The following is a 17,039-nucleotide window of genomic DNA, read 5'->3' as shown; positions in this document are numbered from 1 at the left end:
AATCGTACTATCATACAAACAATATTTTCAGGCCGATTTATCGGATTGTCTTATGAATCCCACCTTGCGCCAGATGCGGGCCTTCGTCGCGCTCGCCAAAACCGGCAATTTCACGCTGGCGGCCCAGACCATGCACGTGACGCAGTCGGCGCTGTCCGGGCTGATCAAGGAACTCGAGCAGACACTTGGCGCCCGCGTTGTCGACCGCTCGACGCGCCGCATCACGCTCACCGACATCGGCCGCGAACTGTACCCGCTATTTAGCCAGATGATCGATGATCTCGACGGTGCGCTGGCGAACGTCGCGGACCATACGCAGCTCCGAAAAGGCATTGTGCGCATCGCCGCCCCGCAACTGATGTGCTGCACGCTGGTGCCCGAGGCGATGGCCGCCTACCGCGGGCAGCATCCGGAGATCGAGGTGCGCGTTGCCGACAGCCCGGTGGAAAACGTGATTGCGCGCGTGCTGTCGGGCGAATCGGACATCGGCATCGGCCCGGAACGCGACCCGATGCCGCAACTCCAGGCGCGCGAACTGTTCGAGCTGCCTTTCGCGCTGGTGATCCCCGAAGGGCATCCCCTCGAGGCGGCCGAACGCGTGACCTGGCAGGACATCGGGCCTTACCCCTTCATCGCCCTGCAGGGACAATTTACCGAGCGCCTGCTGGCCGACATGCATGCCCTGCTGCGCGACGTGCCCTTGAAGCCGGCGAACGAGGTGGCCTTCATGACCACCGCCCTGGCGATGGTCAGCGCCGGGCTCGGCATTACGGTCTGCCTGCCCTATGCCGAACCGCTGGCCCAGCTCTACCGCTTGCGAATGCGCACGCTCGAAGAGCCGGTGCTGACACGCCGCTTTTTCGTCTACACGCGCGCCGGACGTTCGCTGTCGCCGGCGGCCGAGAGTTTCATCGACTTCCTGTTTCCCTACGTGGAAGCGAAACGCAGCCTGGCGCAGCGCTAGAATCTCCCCATGTCCCACAACACCATCGCGCTGAACCGGCGCATGAACACCTTCGACGGCCACGCGCAGGTCTGGCTGTTCGGTTACGGCTCCCTCATCTTCAAGGCCGATTTCCCCTTCATCGAGCGGCGCCCGGCGGCGATCGCCGGCTGGAGCCGCCGCTTCTGGCAAGGTTCGCACGACCACCGCGGCACCGAAACGGCGCCGGGACGCGTGGTCACGCTGATTCCCGACGATAACGCACTCTGCCACGGCATGGCCTACCTGGTCACGCCCGAGGAATTCGCCCACCTCGACCACCGCGAAAAAAACGGCTACCTGCGCCTGGCGACGGACATCCTTTTCGACGACGGCAGCAGCGCGGAGGGCCTGGTCTACATCGCCACCAGCGAGAACGCGGCCTTCCTCGGCCCGGCGGACGCCGCGGCGATCGCGCGCCAGATCGCCGCCGCGCGCGGCCCGAGCGGGCCGAACAGCGAATACCTGCTGGCGCTGGCGCAAGCGCTGCGCGCACTCGGCAAACCCGATGCGCACGTGTTCGAGATCGAGCGGCAGCTCCGACAACTGCCGGGATAAGAGGTTCGCAAGGGGCGCATGGTCCTTGATCCGCGCCAGTAAGCGGCCGCATGCGTTCTCCTAAGCTGGATGGGAGCGCTCCTTGCTTAACAGCTTTTTCCAAACGCCATGTTGACGGAGCGCACAACTGGACTGGAGGAAAAAATGAAACCGAGAATCGAACGGCGCCGCGTCCGTTGCGGCCGCTGGCTGCTGTATCCGCTCATCGCCGTGTCGGCTTGTACCCTGGCGGGCCTCGTCAGCGCCGCGGCCACGTAAAATAGCGCCTGCATCCCACTTTCAGAGCGTTCAAATGGAAAACAACGACCAGCGTTACCTCGTGCAGCAGAACAAGATCGCCGACGGCGACAAGAAGCCACCCGTCTTTGCCAAGGTCATGCGCAGCAAGGAGGGCAAGTTCGAAGGCGTTTCCTTTATCAAGAACAAGGAAAAGGCGACGATCATGACGGTGACCCAGGCCCAGGAGGTGATCGACTGGGCAAGCAACAAGAAGAGCAATGCGCACGAATACGCGACCAAGGTGATTTGCCTGGGGCAGTAAGGCGTTTGCTAGATCAGGGCGACGAGCACGCCCGGGTCGACAGGTTTGACCAGATGGGCCTCGAAGCCCGCCGCCGCGCTGCGTTCCCTGTCGAGCGCCTGTCCGAAGCCGGTCAGGGCGATGCAACGTCGCGTGCGCAAGCCGGCCTCGCCGGCAGTGCCGCGCATGGCATCGGCCAGCTCGTAGCCATCCATTCCCGGCAGGCCGATATCGAGGATGGCAAGGTCGAAGGCCTGGCGCGCGGAGAGCTCCAGCGCCGTTTCCGGGCTGTAGGCGATCGCCACCGCGTGCCCGTGCGCGCGCAGCATCTCGGCGAGCATATCGGCGGCATCGATATTGTCGTCCACCACCAGGATGCTGTGGCGGCGTCCTTGCGCCGCCGGACTGGCCGCGATGGGGCCAGGCGCTGCCGCCGCTGCCAGGTCGAGCGGCAAACGCACCGTAAACGTACTGCCCTGTCCGGGGCCGGCGCTGTGCGCGGTGACTTGCCCGCCGTGCATCGCCACCAGGTTCTTGACCAGCGCCAGGCCCACCCCCAGGCCGCCGACAGCGCCGTGCAGCGTGCGCTCGCCCTGCACGAAGGGCTCGAAGATGCGCGGCAATAGTTCGGCGGCGATGCCCACACCCTCGTCGGCGACCTCGATCACGAGTTCGCCATCGACGGCGACGGCTTGCAGCGACATGGCGGCGTCCGGCGGGCTGTAGCGCATGGCATTGGTCAGCAGGTTCGACACGATCTGCGCCAGCCGGGCCGGGTCGCCGTACCACTGCACGGAATCGACCTCGACCTGGAGGCGTTGCCGTTTCTGTTCGATCAGGGGTGCGACCATTTCCACCGCCCGCTTGACGACCTCGCCGACCTCGACACGTTCCTTGCGCAATTCCACCTTGCCGCGGGTGATGCGCGACACATCCAGCAAATCGTCCACCAGGCGCGTCAGGTGACTGACCTGGCGCCGGATCACGACCTGCTCGCGCTCGGTGGAGCTGTCGCGCATGCGCATCAGTTCCAGCGCGGTGACGATCGGCGCCAGCGGATTGCGCAGCTCATGCCCCAGCAGCGCCAGGAACTCATCCTTGGCGCTGGCCGCCGCCCGCAGTTCCGTGTTCAGCCGTTCGACCTGGTCGCGCGCCTCGACCTGCACGGTGATATCGACGGCAATCACCATCAGCCCGTAGACCTTGCCCTCCAGGGTGCGCAGAGGCGACAGGTTATAGGTGAAGTAACGGTCGTCGAGGGCGCCGCCGTTGCGATGGATCTGGACCAGGGTCGGCAGCGAGATGAACGGTTCGCCGGCGCGGTAGGTTTCCTTGAATTTTTCATGGACGGGCGAGCCGCGCAGTTCGGGAAACACCTCGACGAAAGGCTTGCCGACCATCGCCTCGGCCGTGCGTCCGCTGACCATCGCGTAGATCGCATTGACCAGGTGATACTCAAGGTCCTCGCCGACCATCACGGCGGCGCCCACGGGAGCGTCGAGCAGCAGCCGGTCACGTTCGGCCTCGACGATCAGGCGGCGCGCTTCGCTGTCGATGCGGTGGCGCGCCGCCGCGACCAGCAGCGTGCATTGTTCCAGGAACAGGCGGTAAGCGCCGTCCAGCGGCAGCTTCGGCGACAGCTCGTAGGCGACGGCGAGGTCGACATCGACACCGACCTCGTGCGCGGCAATCTGCATCCGCGTGGCTGTTTCCGATCCCGGGGCGGCGCCCGCTTTCAAGGGCAGCGGCGCGAGGGCGGCGCCAGGCAAGTCGTGCGGATTGGCGTGCACCGCCGACGCCAGCGCAGCAGCCAGCGCTGCGTCGGAATCGACGCCCGCGGTCAGCTGGCGCAGCAAATTCAGGGTCTCCTGGCGCCGGGCGGCGAGCACGCGTGCGGTGGTCTCGGTCGAGATCACCAGCACTCCGCGGATGGTGCCGGCGTCGTCCCGGGTGGGCGTGAACGAGTAAGTCCAGTAGGTTTCTTCGACGCGCCCGTTGCGGCCGATATCGACCGGAAAATCCTCATAGCCCGTCGAGGGTTGCCCGGCCAGCACCAGCTCCACCTGCGGGCCGATCGCCGCCCAGCTGAGTTCCCAGTCCTCGCGCGCCGGCTGCCCGAGCGCGGAGCGGCGCCCCCTGGTTTCAAGCCGTGGCGCGTAGGCGTCGTTATAGATCTGGCGCAGGTCGCTGCCCCACCAGACCACCATCGCCTGGGCCGAATCGAGCATCAGGCTGACGATCGTCTTCAGGCTAGCGGGCCAACCCGCCATCGGGCCGAGCGGCGTCGCCGCCCAGTCGTGGTTTTCGATGAGAGAGCGCATCCTGCCTCCTTCAAGGGAAGGCCGGGAAGCAGCGCCGCTGTCGGATTCAATGGCAGGCAGGTGCGGGGAAAGGGGCATCGTGACGGTTTTTCAAACTGAATTGCGCGCTGACGCCGGCGGTAATGCCGGGCAATCGCGACTAATTGTACCTTTCCCTCAAGATTTACGAGAAACGCCAGCCACGAGCTGCCAACGAAGCGCCCGCCTTCAGAACAAAGCCAGCTGCCCCGCCCCCTTCGCGCTCTTCTTCCCTAGCGCCGCCGGCACCACCAGCCGGCGCCGGAACTGCGTCGTATCGAGCCGCTCGAAACGGCCTTCCAGCCGGCCCAGGCCAAGCTTCTCGACGGTTTTATGGAAGCGCTGGCGGATCAGGTCGGCCCAGACGCCCTCCCCGTGCATGCGTTTCGCAAAATCGCTGTCGTAGTCTTTGCCGCCGCGCATTTCGCGCACCCGGTTCATGACCCGCGCCGCCCGTTCCGGGAAATGGGTTTCCAGCCACTCCTGGAACAGCGGGTTGACTTCGAAGGGCAGGCGCAGCACCGAGTAATGGGCGCTGACGGCGCCGGCGTCGCGCGCCGCCTCCAGGATGCGTTCGATTTCCGGTTCGGTAACGAACGGGATGATCGGCGCCACGCTGACGCTGACCGGGATGCCGGCGTCGGTCAGGGTGCGGATGGTGCGCAGACGCCGGGCCGGCGCGGCGGCGCGCGGCTCGAGGGTGCGCGAGATGTCGGAGTCGAGCGTGGTCAGCGTGATCGCCGCGCAGGCCTGGCGTTTGGCTGCCATGGGCGCGAGCAGGTCGATGTCGCGCTCGATCAGCGAGGACTTGGTGATCATGCCGACCGGGTGCTGGCATTCGCTCAATACCTCGAGCACCTGGCGCGTCAGGCGGTACTCGCGCTCGCAGGGCTGGTAGGCGTCGGTATTGACGCCGATGGCGATGTGCTCGGGCTTGTACGACGGGTGCGCCAGTTCGCGCCGCAGCAGTTCGGCCGCGTTGACCTTGGCGAACAGGCGGCTTTCGAAGTCGAGCCCGGGCGAGAGGCCGAGATAGCTGTGGCTCGGGCGCGCGAAACAATAAATGCAGCCGTGCTCGCAGCCCCGGTAGGGATTGAGCGACACCTTGAACGGAATGTCGGGCGAGGCGTTGCGCGACAGGATGCTTTTTGCGAATTCGTCGCTGACCTGGGTCTTGAAGGCGGGCGTGTCCAGACCCGCGTCCACGCTCCAACCGTCGTCGAAGCCTTCGCGCCCGTGCACTTCATGGCGGCCCTGGATGTTCGACACCGCGCCGCGGCCCTTGCGCGCGGCGAGCGGACGCGGCGGCAACATCGGCTGCCCGGCACTGTATTCCCGGTCAATTGTTCGCTGTAGCTGATCCATGGCGCACCTGTACTGTATATTTATACAGTAGTGTACGCGCCTATTCCGGCGAATTCAAGCGCGGCACGCGTGCGGCCTGCTCGTCCACGAATCCGTCGAAGGCCTCGAACAGGGGCCGCAAGCGCGCCACATCGCCCTCGATTTGCCCCAGCGCATGGGCGCTTGCCTCGAGAGTGGAGAGCTGGTCGGGGGCATGCGCCTTGCGGATGCGGTAGGTCGAGGGCGGCATGTCGCGCAGGGCGAGGCGGGGCAAGCGCTGCAGCGCGGGATTCAGATACAGCATCTTGCGACTTTTGCGCCACGTTGCATCAAGCACGACGAGGCGCAAGCCGGTGGAAGGCGGCAAGCACGGTGCAGCCGGCGCATCGGCGTCTTCCGGGTAGAGCAGCACGGGGACACGGCCGTCCGCATGCAGCAGGGTCTCCAGCGCCGCCGGATCGAACGCTTCTCCCACCGCCAGCACGCTGCCCGCCACGCACAGGTGCAGCAGGCGCGCGCTGTTCTTCGCATTGGCGACCTCGAGCGGGTGCTGCAGGATCAACAAGGCCGCATCAAGCCGCACCGGCCTCACCCAGCGGCAGATGCAGGCCGACTGCGCGCGCAGGCAGGCGGCGCAGGTGGCGCGGCGGGGAGTCGGGAAAAGCGTCATCGGGGAAGGCAGGGAAAGGCGCGATTGTAGCAGCCGGTTTTTTCCCGTCGCGCCCTGCCCTCGCAGCCGCCCGAGCTGTCTCGACAATACCACGCGTTTTCCGCCTTGCCCTTCCACCAATATTGTCGCTTCAAAAACAGGAAAAGCGGGCTCGACGAGGCGTCGGCGCCTGTTCCTTATCGATGTGAATAAGCATCTTGACCACACGCGAAAATTAACTTGGGGAGTTGCCGATTCGGATATTGCTCTGCGGTTTATACGTGCCTAGAATAAATTATTCCATGCAGCAATTCTGTCGCAGTTGGCCAATTGGCCGGCAGGCACTCCAGAGTCTCCCATGTTTAGAGTTCGCCCAACGCTCCGCACCTGTTTCGCCGCCCTGCTGGCCAGCCTGGCCATGCTGCCCCGTGTCGCCATCGAGCAAGAGCTGCAGCTCGACCACCGGATGAACGAACGCATCGTCCAGGTTCCGGCGGCCGAGGGCCAGGCGATGCTCGAGACGACCGTGTTCCAGCCGAACGGGCCGGGGCCCTTCCCGCTGCTCATCATCAACCACGGCAAGGATCCGGGCCGCCCGAGTTCGCAGTCGCGCGACCGCTTCTATCACATGGCCAGCGCCTTCGTGAAGCGCGGGTATGCGGTGATGGTGCCGATGCGCCAGGGTTTCGCCAACTCGACCGGCCGCTACCGCGACCGTGGCTGCAACATGACCGCGAATGGCTACCTGCAAGCCGACGACATCCGCTCGACGCTGGAGTACGCACGCACCCAGCGATGGGTCGATGCCGGGCATGTGGTGGTGGCCGGCCAGTCGTATGGCGGCCTGGCGACGATGGCGCTCGGCACCCAGGAACTGGCGGGCGTCAGGGGCCTGATCAATTTTGCCGGCGGCCTGCGCGACGACAGCGACCGCTGTGCCTGGCGCTCGGCGCTGGTGTCGGCCTTTGCCGAGTATGGCGCCAAGAGCCGTATTCCGAGCCTGTGGATGTACGGCGAGAACGATTCGCTCTTCGGCCCGGACCTGGCGAACCGCCTGCTCGAGGCCTACCAGCAGGCCGGCGGCCGCGCGCGCCTGGTCGAATTCCCTTCGTTCAAGCGCGACGCCCACGGCATGCTCGCCAGCCGCGACGGCGAGAAAGTCTGGCTGGCCGACACCATGCAATTTCTGAACAGCATCGGCATGCCGACCGCCGTCCTGCACACGGTGCCGGCGCCGCCGACGCCGCCGCGTACCGAGTTCGCGCTCCTCGAGGACGTCGACGCGGTGCCCTTCCTGTCGGAAAACGGCCGCCTCGCCTACGCCGATTACCTGACCAAGATGACGCCGCGCGCCTTCGCGGTCTCGCCCAGCGGCGCCTGGACCTGGGCCGAGGAAGGCGAAGCGCCCGAAGCGCGGGCGCTGGCCACCTGCTCGGCCAAGAGCAGCGAGCCGTGCAAGCTGTATTCGATCGACGATTACGTGGTCTGGAACGGCAGCCGCATCGATGCCGCCGAGAAGGCCAGCATGACCGCCTCGATCGCGGCGCCGGCGGATGCGAACGCCCCGGGTGCGGTCGGCAGCACCGTGCCGGCGGCGCCTGCGGCTTCCAAGGCACACTAATTCGATACGTCAAGCCGTCAGCGCACCATTCTAGTGCGCTGACGGCGTGTTTTACGCGTATATCCGACATTGCGCAAACCCGAAGCAGGCCTGCGCTCCGACAATAAGAAGCCCGCCACCCCTCGGAGTGTTCTTCATGCCGCAGCCGCTACGGATCCTGAGCGCCATGCTTGCGCTGCTGCTGGCGCTGCTGCCGGCACTGTGGCCGACCTCCGCGCGCGCCGCCAACAACGATCCCATCCTGCTGGTGCACGGCTTTCTCGGCTTCGGTCCCGACCAGTTTCCGCGCAGCGGCTTCCTGTACTGGGGCGGCTATGCCAATATCGCCACCCACTTGCAGCTCTACAAGGGCCCGCGCACCGTCTTCACCGCCACCGTCGGCTCGATCGCCACCAACCGCGAGCGCGCCGCCGAACTGTATGCGCAGATCAAGGGCGGCTGCGTCGACTATGGGCTCAGCCATGCGTCTGGGGAGATCAAATGCTGGGCCGCCGACCCGGCCAGCAACCCGCTCGGCCACCCGCTTGCGCTGTATCCGGCCTGGGACGCGCGCCGCCCGCTGCACATGATCGGCCACAGCCAGGGCGGGACGACCATCCGGGCCCTGATCGAACTGCTGGAACACGGCGCGCCCGGCGAAGGCGATGGCGACTTGTACCGCGGCGGCAAGGTCGGCTGGGTGCGCAGCGCCACCACCATTTCCAGCCCGCACAACGGCACCACCCTGCGCGACGCCGTGCTCGACATCCTGCCCCAGCTGAGTTCGCCCCTGCGCGACTGGCTCGAGCACGACCTGCGCAACTGGGAAATGGCGCCCGACGGCGCGCGCAGCTTCAACGCCTGGGCGCGCACTTCGCCGCATGTCTATTATTTTTCGGTCGGCACGCTGGCGACCGAGGCCGGCGCCTGGTGCTGCAACGGCACCGACCGGGCCATCGCCCCGATCCAGAGCGCGCGCTACCAGTATCCGCGCGCCGACATGTTCGCCTATTACAAGGCCTATGCCGGCGAATGGATCCTACCGTCGATGTTCCAGCACGGCATCGGCGGCTACACCCAGAATGCGCCTGGCCGCGTGCGCATCGACAGCGAATGGTTCGCCAACGACGGCGTCGTCAACACGGCCAGCATGCGCGCACCGCATGGGCATCCGGTGCGCGACTTCGACGGCACCCCGGTCAGGGGCGCCTGGAATTTCCTCGGGAATTACCGCGGCTACGACCACTTCGACGTCCTGAACTGGCCGAACAAGGGGCCGTCCGCCAATCCGATTTACGACCGCATCAGCGACATCCTGTTTGCGCTGTAGCGCGCCGATGCGCGCAGAAACGCCAGGCTCCGGCGCTTGACGTTTCTGCCTGCGCTGTCAGCGCTGTGCCAGCGTCGTGGAACTGGTCAGCACGACCTGGGCCAGGCCAGCGCCGGGTACATAGCTCATCAACATGTCCTCGCCCTCGCTGCCGCGGTTGAACTCCATGGCAACCGTGCCGTCTGGCGAGGCGAACTTGTAGGGAGCGACCGACAGCAGGCGCAATGGTTGCGCGTTGTCGATACTGGCGTCGATGTGACGCGTGCCGGTACGCACGCGCAGGTGCCAGCCGTTCGACATGGCATACGATCCGCCGATTTTTTCAGCCTGGAAATCCCTGATCCGGACCGTTCCGGCAGCGGCCGTCACCTGGACGGTCGACATCGATGGATCTTCGGCCTGGCGAGTGGGCATGGTCTGGGCGGCCGCGCTGGAGGCCAGCAGCAGCGCGCAGGCGGGAAACAGCAGGGTTGAGGGGCGCATGATCATTCCTTCACAAAGCGGGAAAGGCCAGCGGCCGGCGTCAAGCCTGACCTGCGCAATGCGCGGCCGCCGGGCTGCCGCAATGCCGGCGCTGCGCGGGACAGGCGGCGTGCATGGCGGATAACTCAGTCTAGGGCGGCGCCACCGGGTCACAAGGGCCGCCGGCGGTGCATCACGAAACAATCTCAATTCGCCCGGAGTCAGAACGACGCGCAATGAGGGCGCGCCGGCAGCCTATTGCAGGCGGATCGCCATGTCGAAGATCCAGGTGCGGCGAATTTCGATGACATCGTACTGGCGCGCCAGCGCCGGGGGGAAGGCGCCATACGGGGCCTGGCTGGCGATCACCTTGCGCACCGCTTCGTCGATCGCCGGCACGCCGCTCGACACAACGAAGCTCACCTTTTCCACCGAGCCGTCGGCCCGGATCGCCATCGTCACGATCGGCGCCGTGTGCGCCTGTTTCACCGCTTCGCGCACCGTGTCGAAGGTCATGTTCAGTTCGATCTTGCGGCTCATGGCCTGCGCGTACAGGACCAGGTCGGCGTTCGGATCGGCGCGGCCGAACAGCCAGCCGCGGCGCAGGGTGCTGGCCGTGGGTTGCTGCGCCGCTTCCTTGTCGAGTTGCCTGCCGATGGCGCGCAGCCGCTCCTCACGCTGGGCGGCTTCCTGTCGGGCCGTTTCCTGTTTTGCCGCCGCCTGCCGCTCTGCTTCCTGGTTGGCTGCATCCCTGCGCGCTGCTTCCTGGCGGGCTGCTTCCTGGCGGGCTGCTTCCTGCTGCGCCTGGCGCGCCGATTCGCGCTGGGCGGCATCGCGCTGGGCCGCTTCGCGCTGAGCCGATTCGCGTTGCGCAGCTTCCCGCTGCGCGGCTTCTCGTTGCGCCACTTCGCGCTGGGCGGCATCCCGCTGCGCCGCTTCACGTTGGCTTGCTTCCCTGCGGGCTGCGTCCAGCCGCGCGGCCTCGGCACGCTGCGCCTCCTGGCGGCTCGCCTCGAGCTGGGCCTGACGTGCCTGATCCTGACGTGCCTGATCCTGGCGTACCGTTTCGGCGCGTGCGAGTTCCTGGCGGGCGGCGTCGTCCTGCGCCTGCCGCGCCTGTTCCAGGCGTGCAGCCTCCTTCTGTGCAGCGTCGCGCTGGGCGGCCTGCCGCTCTGCGGCTTCTCGCTGCGCCAGCTCGGCGCGCGCGGCTTCCTGGCGCACTTGCTCCTGCCGCGTCGCTTCCTGCGCTTGTGCCATCAATTCCGCCTGACGCAGGCGTTCCGCGCTCTGCGCCTCGCGTTCGAGCATGATTTTCTCGAGCGCCCTCGCCGCCTGTTCCTGCTCGATCTGCGCCCGCTGCTTCGCCACGGTATCCCCGGGCGCGCCCGGCACCAATGCATCAGGGGCCAGCACAGGCGGCGCAGGCGCCGTCACGGCCGGCGCCGGTGGGGATGCGGGCGCCGGCGCTGGGGGAGGAGCCGGCGCAGCCACTGGCGCGGGCGCCGGTACTGGCGCGGCGACGGGTGGAGGCGCGGCGACCGGGGCAGGCGCGGGCGCGGGCTCAGGTGGCGGCGCCGTCCGGAAGCCGCTCGACGGTCCGGTGTCTTGCTGGCGGCGGGCGGCGACGACCGGCGTGGCGCGGGTCGCAGGCGGAGCCGTCAGGGCTGGCGCTGGCACTGGCATTGGCGCCGGCGCCAGCACGATGTTCAGGTCGTCAGCGCCAAGACGCCTTTCTTTCCAGGGCAGGTTCAGCCCCGGCAAGCCGAACGAATGTCCGCCCAGGCTCACGCTCAACAGCAGGCCGTGCGCCAGCAAGGAAACCAGTAGCGCGGTGTGCAGGCGCGAAGGCGCACGCTGAAAATACGCGGCGGCGCTCAAGAGCCGGGGCCTTTATGCAATGGCAGTTGCCGCAGCTGGGCATCCCAGGCCTGCAACTGCGCCACAGTCGCGGTCGCGCCGCCGCAGACGATCGCCAGCACATTGTCGAAGCCGCCGAGGCGCTCGCCGGCCTCATACCCCAGCGCCAGCGCCGCGCCGCAGGCAGGCTCGACCACGATGCGGTGGTCGTCCATGAAGCGCAGGCAAGCCGCGACCGCCTCGGCATCGCTGACGACGCTCGAGGTGATCGGATGTTCGCCGGCCAGTGCAAACGCGTGGTCCGATACCTTGCGCGCGCCGAGCGAGGTGGCGATGCTGGCGATGCCGGGCAGTTCGATGCGTTCGCCGGCCGCCAGCGACTGCGCGTATGAATCCGCCCCCAGCGTCTCGACGGCGATCACCGGCACCTCGTTCCAGCCCTGGCGCCGCAGGCCGGCGACCACGCCGCTGAGCAAGCCGCCGCCACCGACCGCCAGCACCACGCAATCGGGCCGCAGGCCGCTGGCCGCGACTTCGTCGATCATGCCGGCATGGCCTTCCCACAGCAGCGGATCGTCGAAGGGATGGATGAAGGCGTCGGTGGGTTCCAGCAGGGACTGCGCGTGGGCGTTCGCTTCCTGGAACGACAGCCCGTGCACCAGTACGCCGGCGCCTTCGCGCGCGAGCAGTTCGCGCGCACGTTCGCTCGTCGTTTCGGGCACCACCACCAGTACCGGCACACCGAGGCGGCGGCCGGCATAGGAGGCTGCCAGCCCGGCATTGCCGCCGCTTGAGGACACGATGCGGCGCGCGCCGGCCGCCACGCGCGTCGCGCAGGCGTGGCCGATCCCGCGCAGCTTGAACGAGCCGCTCGGCTGCAGGGCCTCCATTTTCAGCCAGACGCGCTGGCCCGGGCGGCAGGCAAAGGCGAGCGACTCGATCAGGGGGGTCTCGATGAAGAGGGGGGTACCGGGCTGCATTCGTGCGTCCCCGTCAGGCCGCCGTGCGCAGCGCGCGCGCCAGGTCCGACAGGCGGTAGGGCTTGTTCACGAAGGCGAAGTCGTGCAGGTTGGCGGGATCGAGCTTCAGGGCCGGCAGTGGATAGCCCGACGCGAGGATGATCTTCACCTCCGGATAATTTTCCCGAGTAAAGGTAGCCAGCTCGACGCCGTTCATGCCGTCGGGCATGATGATGTCGGTGAACAGGATGTCGATGTCGTGGCTGGCCAGCAGGTTCAGCGCTTCCTTGGCATTGGCGGCGGTCACGACTTCATAGCCCATGCTGATGTACAGCGCCGAGGCCACGTCCATCAGGTCGGGTTCGTCCTCGACGATCAGCACCAGCTCGCTGGCCTCGTGCGGGTCGGCCTGCTCCTGTCCCGGCGCGGCCGGCAGGAAGATGCTGATCGCCGTGCCTTCGCCGGGCGCCGTGCCGATCACGACCTCGCCGCCCGACTGCTTGATGAAACCGTACACCTGCGACAGGCCCAGGCCGGTGCCCTTGCCGACTTCCTTGGTCGTATAGAACGGCTCGAAGGCGCGCATGGCGGTTTCGGGCGACATGCCGGTGCCGGTGTCGGTGACGGTCACGCGCACGTAGGCCCCCGGCGCCAGCCCGCGCACTTCGTGGGTGACCAGGTCGACGTTGGCCGTTTCGATCTGCACGCTGCCGCCTTCGGGCATGGCGTCGCGCGCATTCACCACCAGGTTCAGCAGGGCCGACTCGAAACGCGCACTGTCGATGACGGTGTTGCGGATGTGCGGGTCGAGCCGCAGCGCGAAGTCGATGGAAGCGTTGACGCCGCGCCGCAGCACCGATTCAAAGCCGGAAATGAGTCGGTTCACGCTGCGCGTCTCGGCCTGTAGCGGCTGCTGGCGCGCAAACGCCAGCAGTTGCTGGGTGAGCGTGGCGCCGCGGTCGATGGCGCGCCGCATGCTGTCGAGCGTCTTGCCGTCGGTGCCGACCCCGCGTTTCAAGGCAATCACCTCCAGGCCGCTGGCCAGCACCGACAGCAGGTTGTTGAAGTCGTGCGCGATGCCGCCGGTGAGCTGGCCGATCGATTCCATCTTCTGCGACTGGAACAGCGCCGCATTCGCTTCGGCCAGCGCATCGGCGGCGGCCTTCTTCTCGGTCAGGTCGCGCGTGATTTTCGCAAAGCCGATCAGGTTGCCATGGTCGTCGCGGATGGCGTCGATCACGACGTGGGCCCAGAAGCGCGTGCCGTCCTTGCGCAGGCGCCAGCCTTCGGCCTCGTAGCGGCCCTCGCTCTCGGCGGTAGCGAGCGCACGCCGCGGCAGGCCGTCGACCCGGTCTTCCTCGGTATAGAAGCGCGAGAAATGCTGGCCCACGATTTCGTCGGCCATATAGCCCTTGATGCGTTCGGCGCCGACGTTCCAGTTGCTGACCTCGCCCTGGGGCGAAAGCATGTAGATGGCATAGTCGGTGACGCCCTGCACCAGCAGGCGGAAGCGCTCTTCGCTGGCGCGCAAGGCCCGCTCCGCCTCGTGCCTGGCCGTGATGTCGCGCGTGATCTTGCCGTAGCCGAGCAGGGAATGATGTTCGTCGTAGATCGGGTCGATCACGACATGGGCCCAGAAGCGGGTGCCGTCCTTGCGCATGCGCCAGCCTTCGGCTTCGTACTTGCCCTCGGCCAGCGCGGTGGCCAGGGCGCGTGCCGGCAGGTTCGTTTCGCGGTCTTCGGGCGTATAGAATTGCGAGAAATGCCGCCCCAGGATTTCCGGCGCCTTGTAGCCCTTGAAGCGCTGGGCGCCGGCGTTCCAGCTGCTGACATGGCCGTCGGTATCGAGCATGTAGATCGCATAGTCGCTGATGCCCGAGATCAGGTAGTGGAAGCGCTGTTCTTCGGTCAGCTCTGGTCTGGCTTCTACGCGGTAGTTCATGGCAATAAGCGGTCGTGTGGCGGATAACACTTCATCATAACTCCAAAGTCGCCAGGCAGACCACGCGTCTGTTTCTCATGCGCACCAAGCCTTTCCCGAGGCGTCAAGCACCGATCGGCCCAAATACCTGACAATCCGTTCTCGACGGCGCGGCCCGGTTTTGCACTGCGCCGGCGGCCTGCTTTCGGGCTAAAATGTCGCCTTTGAAACCCAGCCGTTTCGACGCCTGCGCACCATGATTCCTGTTCCATCCGCACCGCTCGACCTGTCCAGTTGCGACAGCGAACCGATCCGCACGCCTGGCAGCATCCAGCCGCACGGGTTCCTGCTGACCCTGTCGCAAGCAGCGGGCGGCGCGGCGCCCGTCCTGCAGGCCAGTGCCAACCTGGGCGACATTGCCGGCATCAGGGCGGGGGCCGCGATCGGCCTGTCGCTGGCGGACGTACTTGGTAGCACCGGGGCAGCGCAACTCGAGGCGGAAATGGCGGCCCATCCGCTGGGCGAGCGTCCGCAGTACATCGACACCGTCGCCAGCGCCGACGGCCGCCGCTTCGACGTGCTCGGCCACCTGTGGGATGGCCTCCTCATCCTCGAGTTCGAGCCCGTGGAGCGCGCCGGCCCGCCCGACTTCCGCCACCTGTACGCGCAACTCGGCGACTTCCTCCTGAAGATCGACCAGACCCAGACGGTCGAATCGATCGCCGCGCTGGCGGCGCACCATGTGCGCATGGTGACCGGTTTCGGCCGCGTGATGGTCTACCAGTTCGACCGCGACGGCCACGGCCACGTGCTGGCCGAGTCGAAGGAAGACGCCTACCACTCCTATATGAACCAGCGCTTCCCGGCCTCGGACATCCCGGTGCAGGCGCGCGAGCTGTATGCGCTGTCGCGCATCCGCCTGATCCAGGACGCGAACTATGTGCCGGCGCCGCTGGTGCCGCCCGCAAATCCGGTCACCGGGCAGCGCAACGACCTGTCGTTTGCCGCCCTGCGCAGCGTCTCGCCGGTGCACCTGGAATACATGCGCAATATGGGGACCATGGCCTCGATGTCGGTGTCGCTGATGGTCAAGGGCCGGCTCTGGGGCCTGGTCTCCTGCCACAACGAGGCGCCCTGCCCGCTGCCTTTCGAGAAGCGCAGTGCCTGCGAGCAGCTGGGCCAGGTGCTGGCGCTGTGCATCGAGTCGCGCGAAGATGCCGGCGACCTGCAATTCCGGCTCGAGGTGCGGCGCATGATGGTCGCGATGCTGGGCAACCTGACCAAGGGCGCCGACATCATCGACAACATGGGCTCGGTCTTCCCCGAGTTGCTGCGCTTCGCCCGCGCCGGCGGGGTCGCCATCGTCGCCGACGAGCGCGTGCTGGCCTACGGCGACACGCCCGAGGTGCCGGCCATCGAGGCGCTCGTGTCCTGGCTCGAGCTGCAGGGCCATGGCGGCGAGGTGTTCCATACCGACGGGTTGTCAAACCTGTATCCGGCCGGCGAGGCCATCACGCGCAACGCCAGCGGCGTGCTGGCGATGTCGATCTCGCGCGTCCACAGGCATTACCTGCTGTGGTTCCGCCCCGAGGTGGTGCATACCATCGAGTGGGCCGGCAACCCCCACGAAAAGGAAGCGATGACGCCCGCTGGCCTGCCCACGCAGCTGAGCCCGCGCACCTCGTTCGCCACCTGGCGCGAGACCATCCACGGCGTGAGCCTGCCATGGCACGCGGCCGAGATCGAACTGACCGCCGAGTTCCGCTCTGCCCTGCTCGGCATTGCGCTGGAGCGCGCGGAACAGATGGCCGGCCTGGCCGAAGAGCTGGGGCGGGCCAACAAGGAGCTCGAAGCGTTTTCGTATTCGGTCTCGCACGACCTGCGCGCGCCGCTGCGCCACATCGTCGGCTTTTCCGACCTGCTGCTTGAATCGGCCGGCAGCGAAGACACCACCATGCGCCAGCGCTTCCTCACCAACATCAAGGAGTCCGCGCACCTGGCCGGCAAGCTGGTCGACGACCTGCTGAGCTTTTCGCAGATGGGCCGCGCCGCCCTGCGCCCGGTCGAGGTGGACATGTCGCGGCTGGTGGCCTCGTGCATCGACAAGCTCTCGCTCGACACCGCCGGGCGCAACATCGAGTGGGACATCGCGCCGCTGCCACGCATCAAGGCCGACCCGACTTTCCTGCACCTGGCCGTGCAGAACCTGCTCTCGAATGCCGTCAAGTTCACCGGCCAGGTCGACCCCGCAAGGATTCGCGTGTGGTCCGAGCAGGGCGGGCAGGACACCATCTTCCATATCGCCGACAACGGCGCCGGCTTCAACATGGATTACGTCCACAAGCTCTTCGGCGTGTTCCAGCGCCTGCACCGGATGGAAGACTTCCAGGGCACCGGCATTGGTCTTGCCAACGTGCGCCGCATCGTCGAGCGCCATGGCGGACGCACCTGGGCCGAGTCAGTCCAGGGCCAGGGCGCCACCTTCTCTTTCAGTATTCCCCGAAAACTCGCCTTTTAA

General features: G+C 66.9%; 13 protein-coding genes. 6 read left to right on the top strand and 7 right to left on the bottom strand.

The features are described from left to right. Window positions 1–52 precede the first annotated feature (52 nt). From AC56KZ_RS16635 to AC56KZ_RS16625, 3 genes are all read left to right on the top strand, one after another. Window positions 53–964 (top strand): LysR family transcriptional regulator, encoded by a 912-nt coding sequence (locus tag AC56KZ_RS16635; protein WP_497163295.1) that lies wholly within the window; start codon window positions 53–55, stop codon window positions 962–964. Window positions 965–973: 9 nt separating this feature from the next. Further along, window positions 974–1,540 (top strand): gamma-glutamylcyclotransferase, encoded by a 567-nt coding sequence (locus AC56KZ_RS16630; RefSeq protein ID WP_497163294.1) that lies wholly within the window; start codon window positions 974–976, stop codon window positions 1,538–1,540. A gap of 292 nt (window positions 1,541–1,832) precedes the next feature. Further along, window positions 1,833–2,081: a hypothetical protein gene (locus AC56KZ_RS16625; protein ID WP_497163293.1), complete on the top strand. Its 249-nt coding sequence runs from the start codon at window positions 1,833–1,835 to the stop codon at window positions 2,079–2,081. Between the two features lie 8 nt (window positions 2,082–2,089). Here AC56KZ_RS16625 and AC56KZ_RS16620 read toward each other — a convergent pair whose 3' ends face one another. From AC56KZ_RS16620 to AC56KZ_RS16610, 3 genes are all read right to left on the bottom strand, one after another. After that, window positions 2,090–4,381: a hybrid sensor histidine kinase/response regulator gene (locus AC56KZ_RS16620; RefSeq protein WP_497163292.1), complete on the bottom strand. Its 2,292-nt coding sequence runs from the start codon at window positions 4,379–4,381 to the stop codon at window positions 2,090–2,092. A gap of 207 nt (window positions 4,382–4,588) precedes the next feature. Further along, window positions 4,589–5,713, bottom strand: coding sequence for a PA0069 family radical SAM protein (locus tag AC56KZ_RS16615; RefSeq protein WP_497163291.1), 1,125 nt, complete (start codon window positions 5,711–5,713; stop codon window positions 4,589–4,591). 91 nt (window positions 5,714–5,804) lie between these two features. Beyond that, a complete protein-coding gene (locus tag AC56KZ_RS16610; protein ID WP_497163290.1) occupies window positions 5,805–6,413 on the bottom strand; it encodes a tRNA-uridine aminocarboxypropyltransferase in 609 nt (202 codons plus the stop codon). 337 nt (window positions 6,414–6,750) lie between these two features. Between AC56KZ_RS16610 and AC56KZ_RS16605 the strand changes: the two genes are divergently transcribed. Both AC56KZ_RS16605 and AC56KZ_RS16600 read left to right on the top strand, forming a co-directional pair. Continuing rightward, window positions 6,751–8,013, top strand: coding sequence for a dienelactone hydrolase family protein (locus AC56KZ_RS16605; RefSeq protein WP_497163289.1), 1,263 nt, complete (start codon window positions 6,751–6,753; stop codon window positions 8,011–8,013). A gap of 136 nt (window positions 8,014–8,149) precedes the next feature. Beyond that, window positions 8,150–9,322 (top strand): esterase/lipase family protein, encoded by a 1,173-nt coding sequence (locus tag AC56KZ_RS16600; protein ID WP_497163288.1) that lies wholly within the window; start codon window positions 8,150–8,152, stop codon window positions 9,320–9,322. A gap of 57 nt (window positions 9,323–9,379) precedes the next feature. Here AC56KZ_RS16600 and AC56KZ_RS16595 read toward each other — a convergent pair whose 3' ends face one another. The 4 genes from AC56KZ_RS16595 to AC56KZ_RS16580 form a co-directional block, all read right to left on the bottom strand. Then, window positions 9,380–9,805, bottom strand: a complete 426-nt coding sequence (locus tag AC56KZ_RS16595) for a hypothetical protein (RefSeq protein WP_497163287.1) — start codon at window positions 9,803–9,805, stop codon at window positions 9,380–9,382. Between the two features lie 234 nt (window positions 9,806–10,039). Further along, the gene (locus AC56KZ_RS16590; protein WP_497163286.1) at window positions 10,040–11,662 is read right to left on the bottom strand and encodes a TonB C-terminal domain-containing protein; all 1,623 of its coding nucleotides are present in this window, start codon (window positions 11,660–11,662) and stop codon (window positions 10,040–10,042) included. Continuing rightward, on the bottom strand, window positions 11,659–12,621 hold the full coding sequence (locus AC56KZ_RS16585; RefSeq protein ID WP_497163285.1) for a pyridoxal-phosphate dependent enzyme: 963 nt from the start codon (window positions 12,619–12,621) through the stop codon (window positions 11,659–11,661). Before AC56KZ_RS16585 ends, AC56KZ_RS16590 begins: the two co-directional genes overlap by 4 nt. 13 nt (window positions 12,622–12,634) lie before the next feature. Continuing rightward, the gene (locus AC56KZ_RS16580; RefSeq protein ID WP_497163284.1) at window positions 12,635–14,542 is read right to left on the bottom strand and encodes a hybrid sensor histidine kinase/response regulator; all 1,908 of its coding nucleotides are present in this window, start codon (window positions 14,540–14,542) and stop codon (window positions 12,635–12,637) included. A gap of 235 nt (window positions 14,543–14,777) precedes the next feature. Between AC56KZ_RS16580 and AC56KZ_RS16575 the strand changes: the two genes are divergently transcribed. Beyond that, window positions 14,778–17,039: an ATP-binding protein gene (locus AC56KZ_RS16575; RefSeq protein WP_497163283.1), complete on the top strand. Its 2,262-nt coding sequence runs from the start codon at window positions 14,778–14,780 to the stop codon at window positions 17,037–17,039.

Source organism: Telluria sp. LT2P34 (genome assembly GCF_059685915.1).
The sequence above is the reverse complement of the archived record's forward strand: the minus strand, read 5'-3'. Positions and strand labels throughout refer to the sequence as shown.

What these genes read in the sequence shown, in the direction of transcription:
- AC56KZ_RS16575 (WP_497163283.1), top strand. Translation starts at nt 14,778, where the DNA reads ATGATTCCTGTTCCATCCGCACCGCTCGACCTGTCCAGTTGCGACAGC.
- AC56KZ_RS16630 (WP_497163294.1), top strand. Translation starts at nt 974, where the DNA reads ATGTCCCACAACACCATCGCGCTGAACCGGCGCATGAACACCTTCGAC.
- AC56KZ_RS16595 (WP_497163287.1), bottom strand. Translation starts at nt 9,805, where the DNA reads ATGCGCCCCTCAACCCTGCTGTTTCCCGCCTGCGCGCTGCTGCTGGCC.
- AC56KZ_RS16580 (WP_497163284.1), bottom strand. Translation starts at nt 14,542, where the DNA reads ATGAACTACCGCGTAGAAGCCAGACCAGAGCTGACCGAAGAACAGCGC.
- AC56KZ_RS16600 (WP_497163288.1), top strand. Translation starts at nt 8,150, where the DNA reads ATGCCGCAGCCGCTACGGATCCTGAGCGCCATGCTTGCGCTGCTGCTG.
- AC56KZ_RS16620 (WP_497163292.1), bottom strand. Translation starts at nt 4,381, where the DNA reads ATGCGCTCTCTCATCGAAAACCACGACTGGGCGGCGACGCCGCTCGGC.
- AC56KZ_RS16610 (WP_497163290.1), bottom strand. Translation starts at nt 6,413, where the DNA reads ATGACGCTTTTCCCGACTCCCCGCCGCGCCACCTGCGCCGCCTGCCTG.
- AC56KZ_RS16635 (WP_497163295.1), top strand. Translation starts at nt 53, where the DNA reads ATGAATCCCACCTTGCGCCAGATGCGGGCCTTCGTCGCGCTCGCCAAA.
- AC56KZ_RS16625 (WP_497163293.1), top strand. Translation starts at nt 1,833, where the DNA reads ATGGAAAACAACGACCAGCGTTACCTCGTGCAGCAGAACAAGATCGCC.
- AC56KZ_RS16605 (WP_497163289.1), top strand. Translation starts at nt 6,751, where the DNA reads ATGTTTAGAGTTCGCCCAACGCTCCGCACCTGTTTCGCCGCCCTGCTG.
- AC56KZ_RS16585 (WP_497163285.1), bottom strand. Translation starts at nt 12,621, where the DNA reads ATGCAGCCCGGTACCCCCCTCTTCATCGAGACCCCCCTGATCGAGTCG.
- AC56KZ_RS16615 (WP_497163291.1), bottom strand. Translation starts at nt 5,713, where the DNA reads ATGTTGCCGCCGCGTCCGCTCGCCGCGCGCAAGGGCCGCGGCGCGGTG.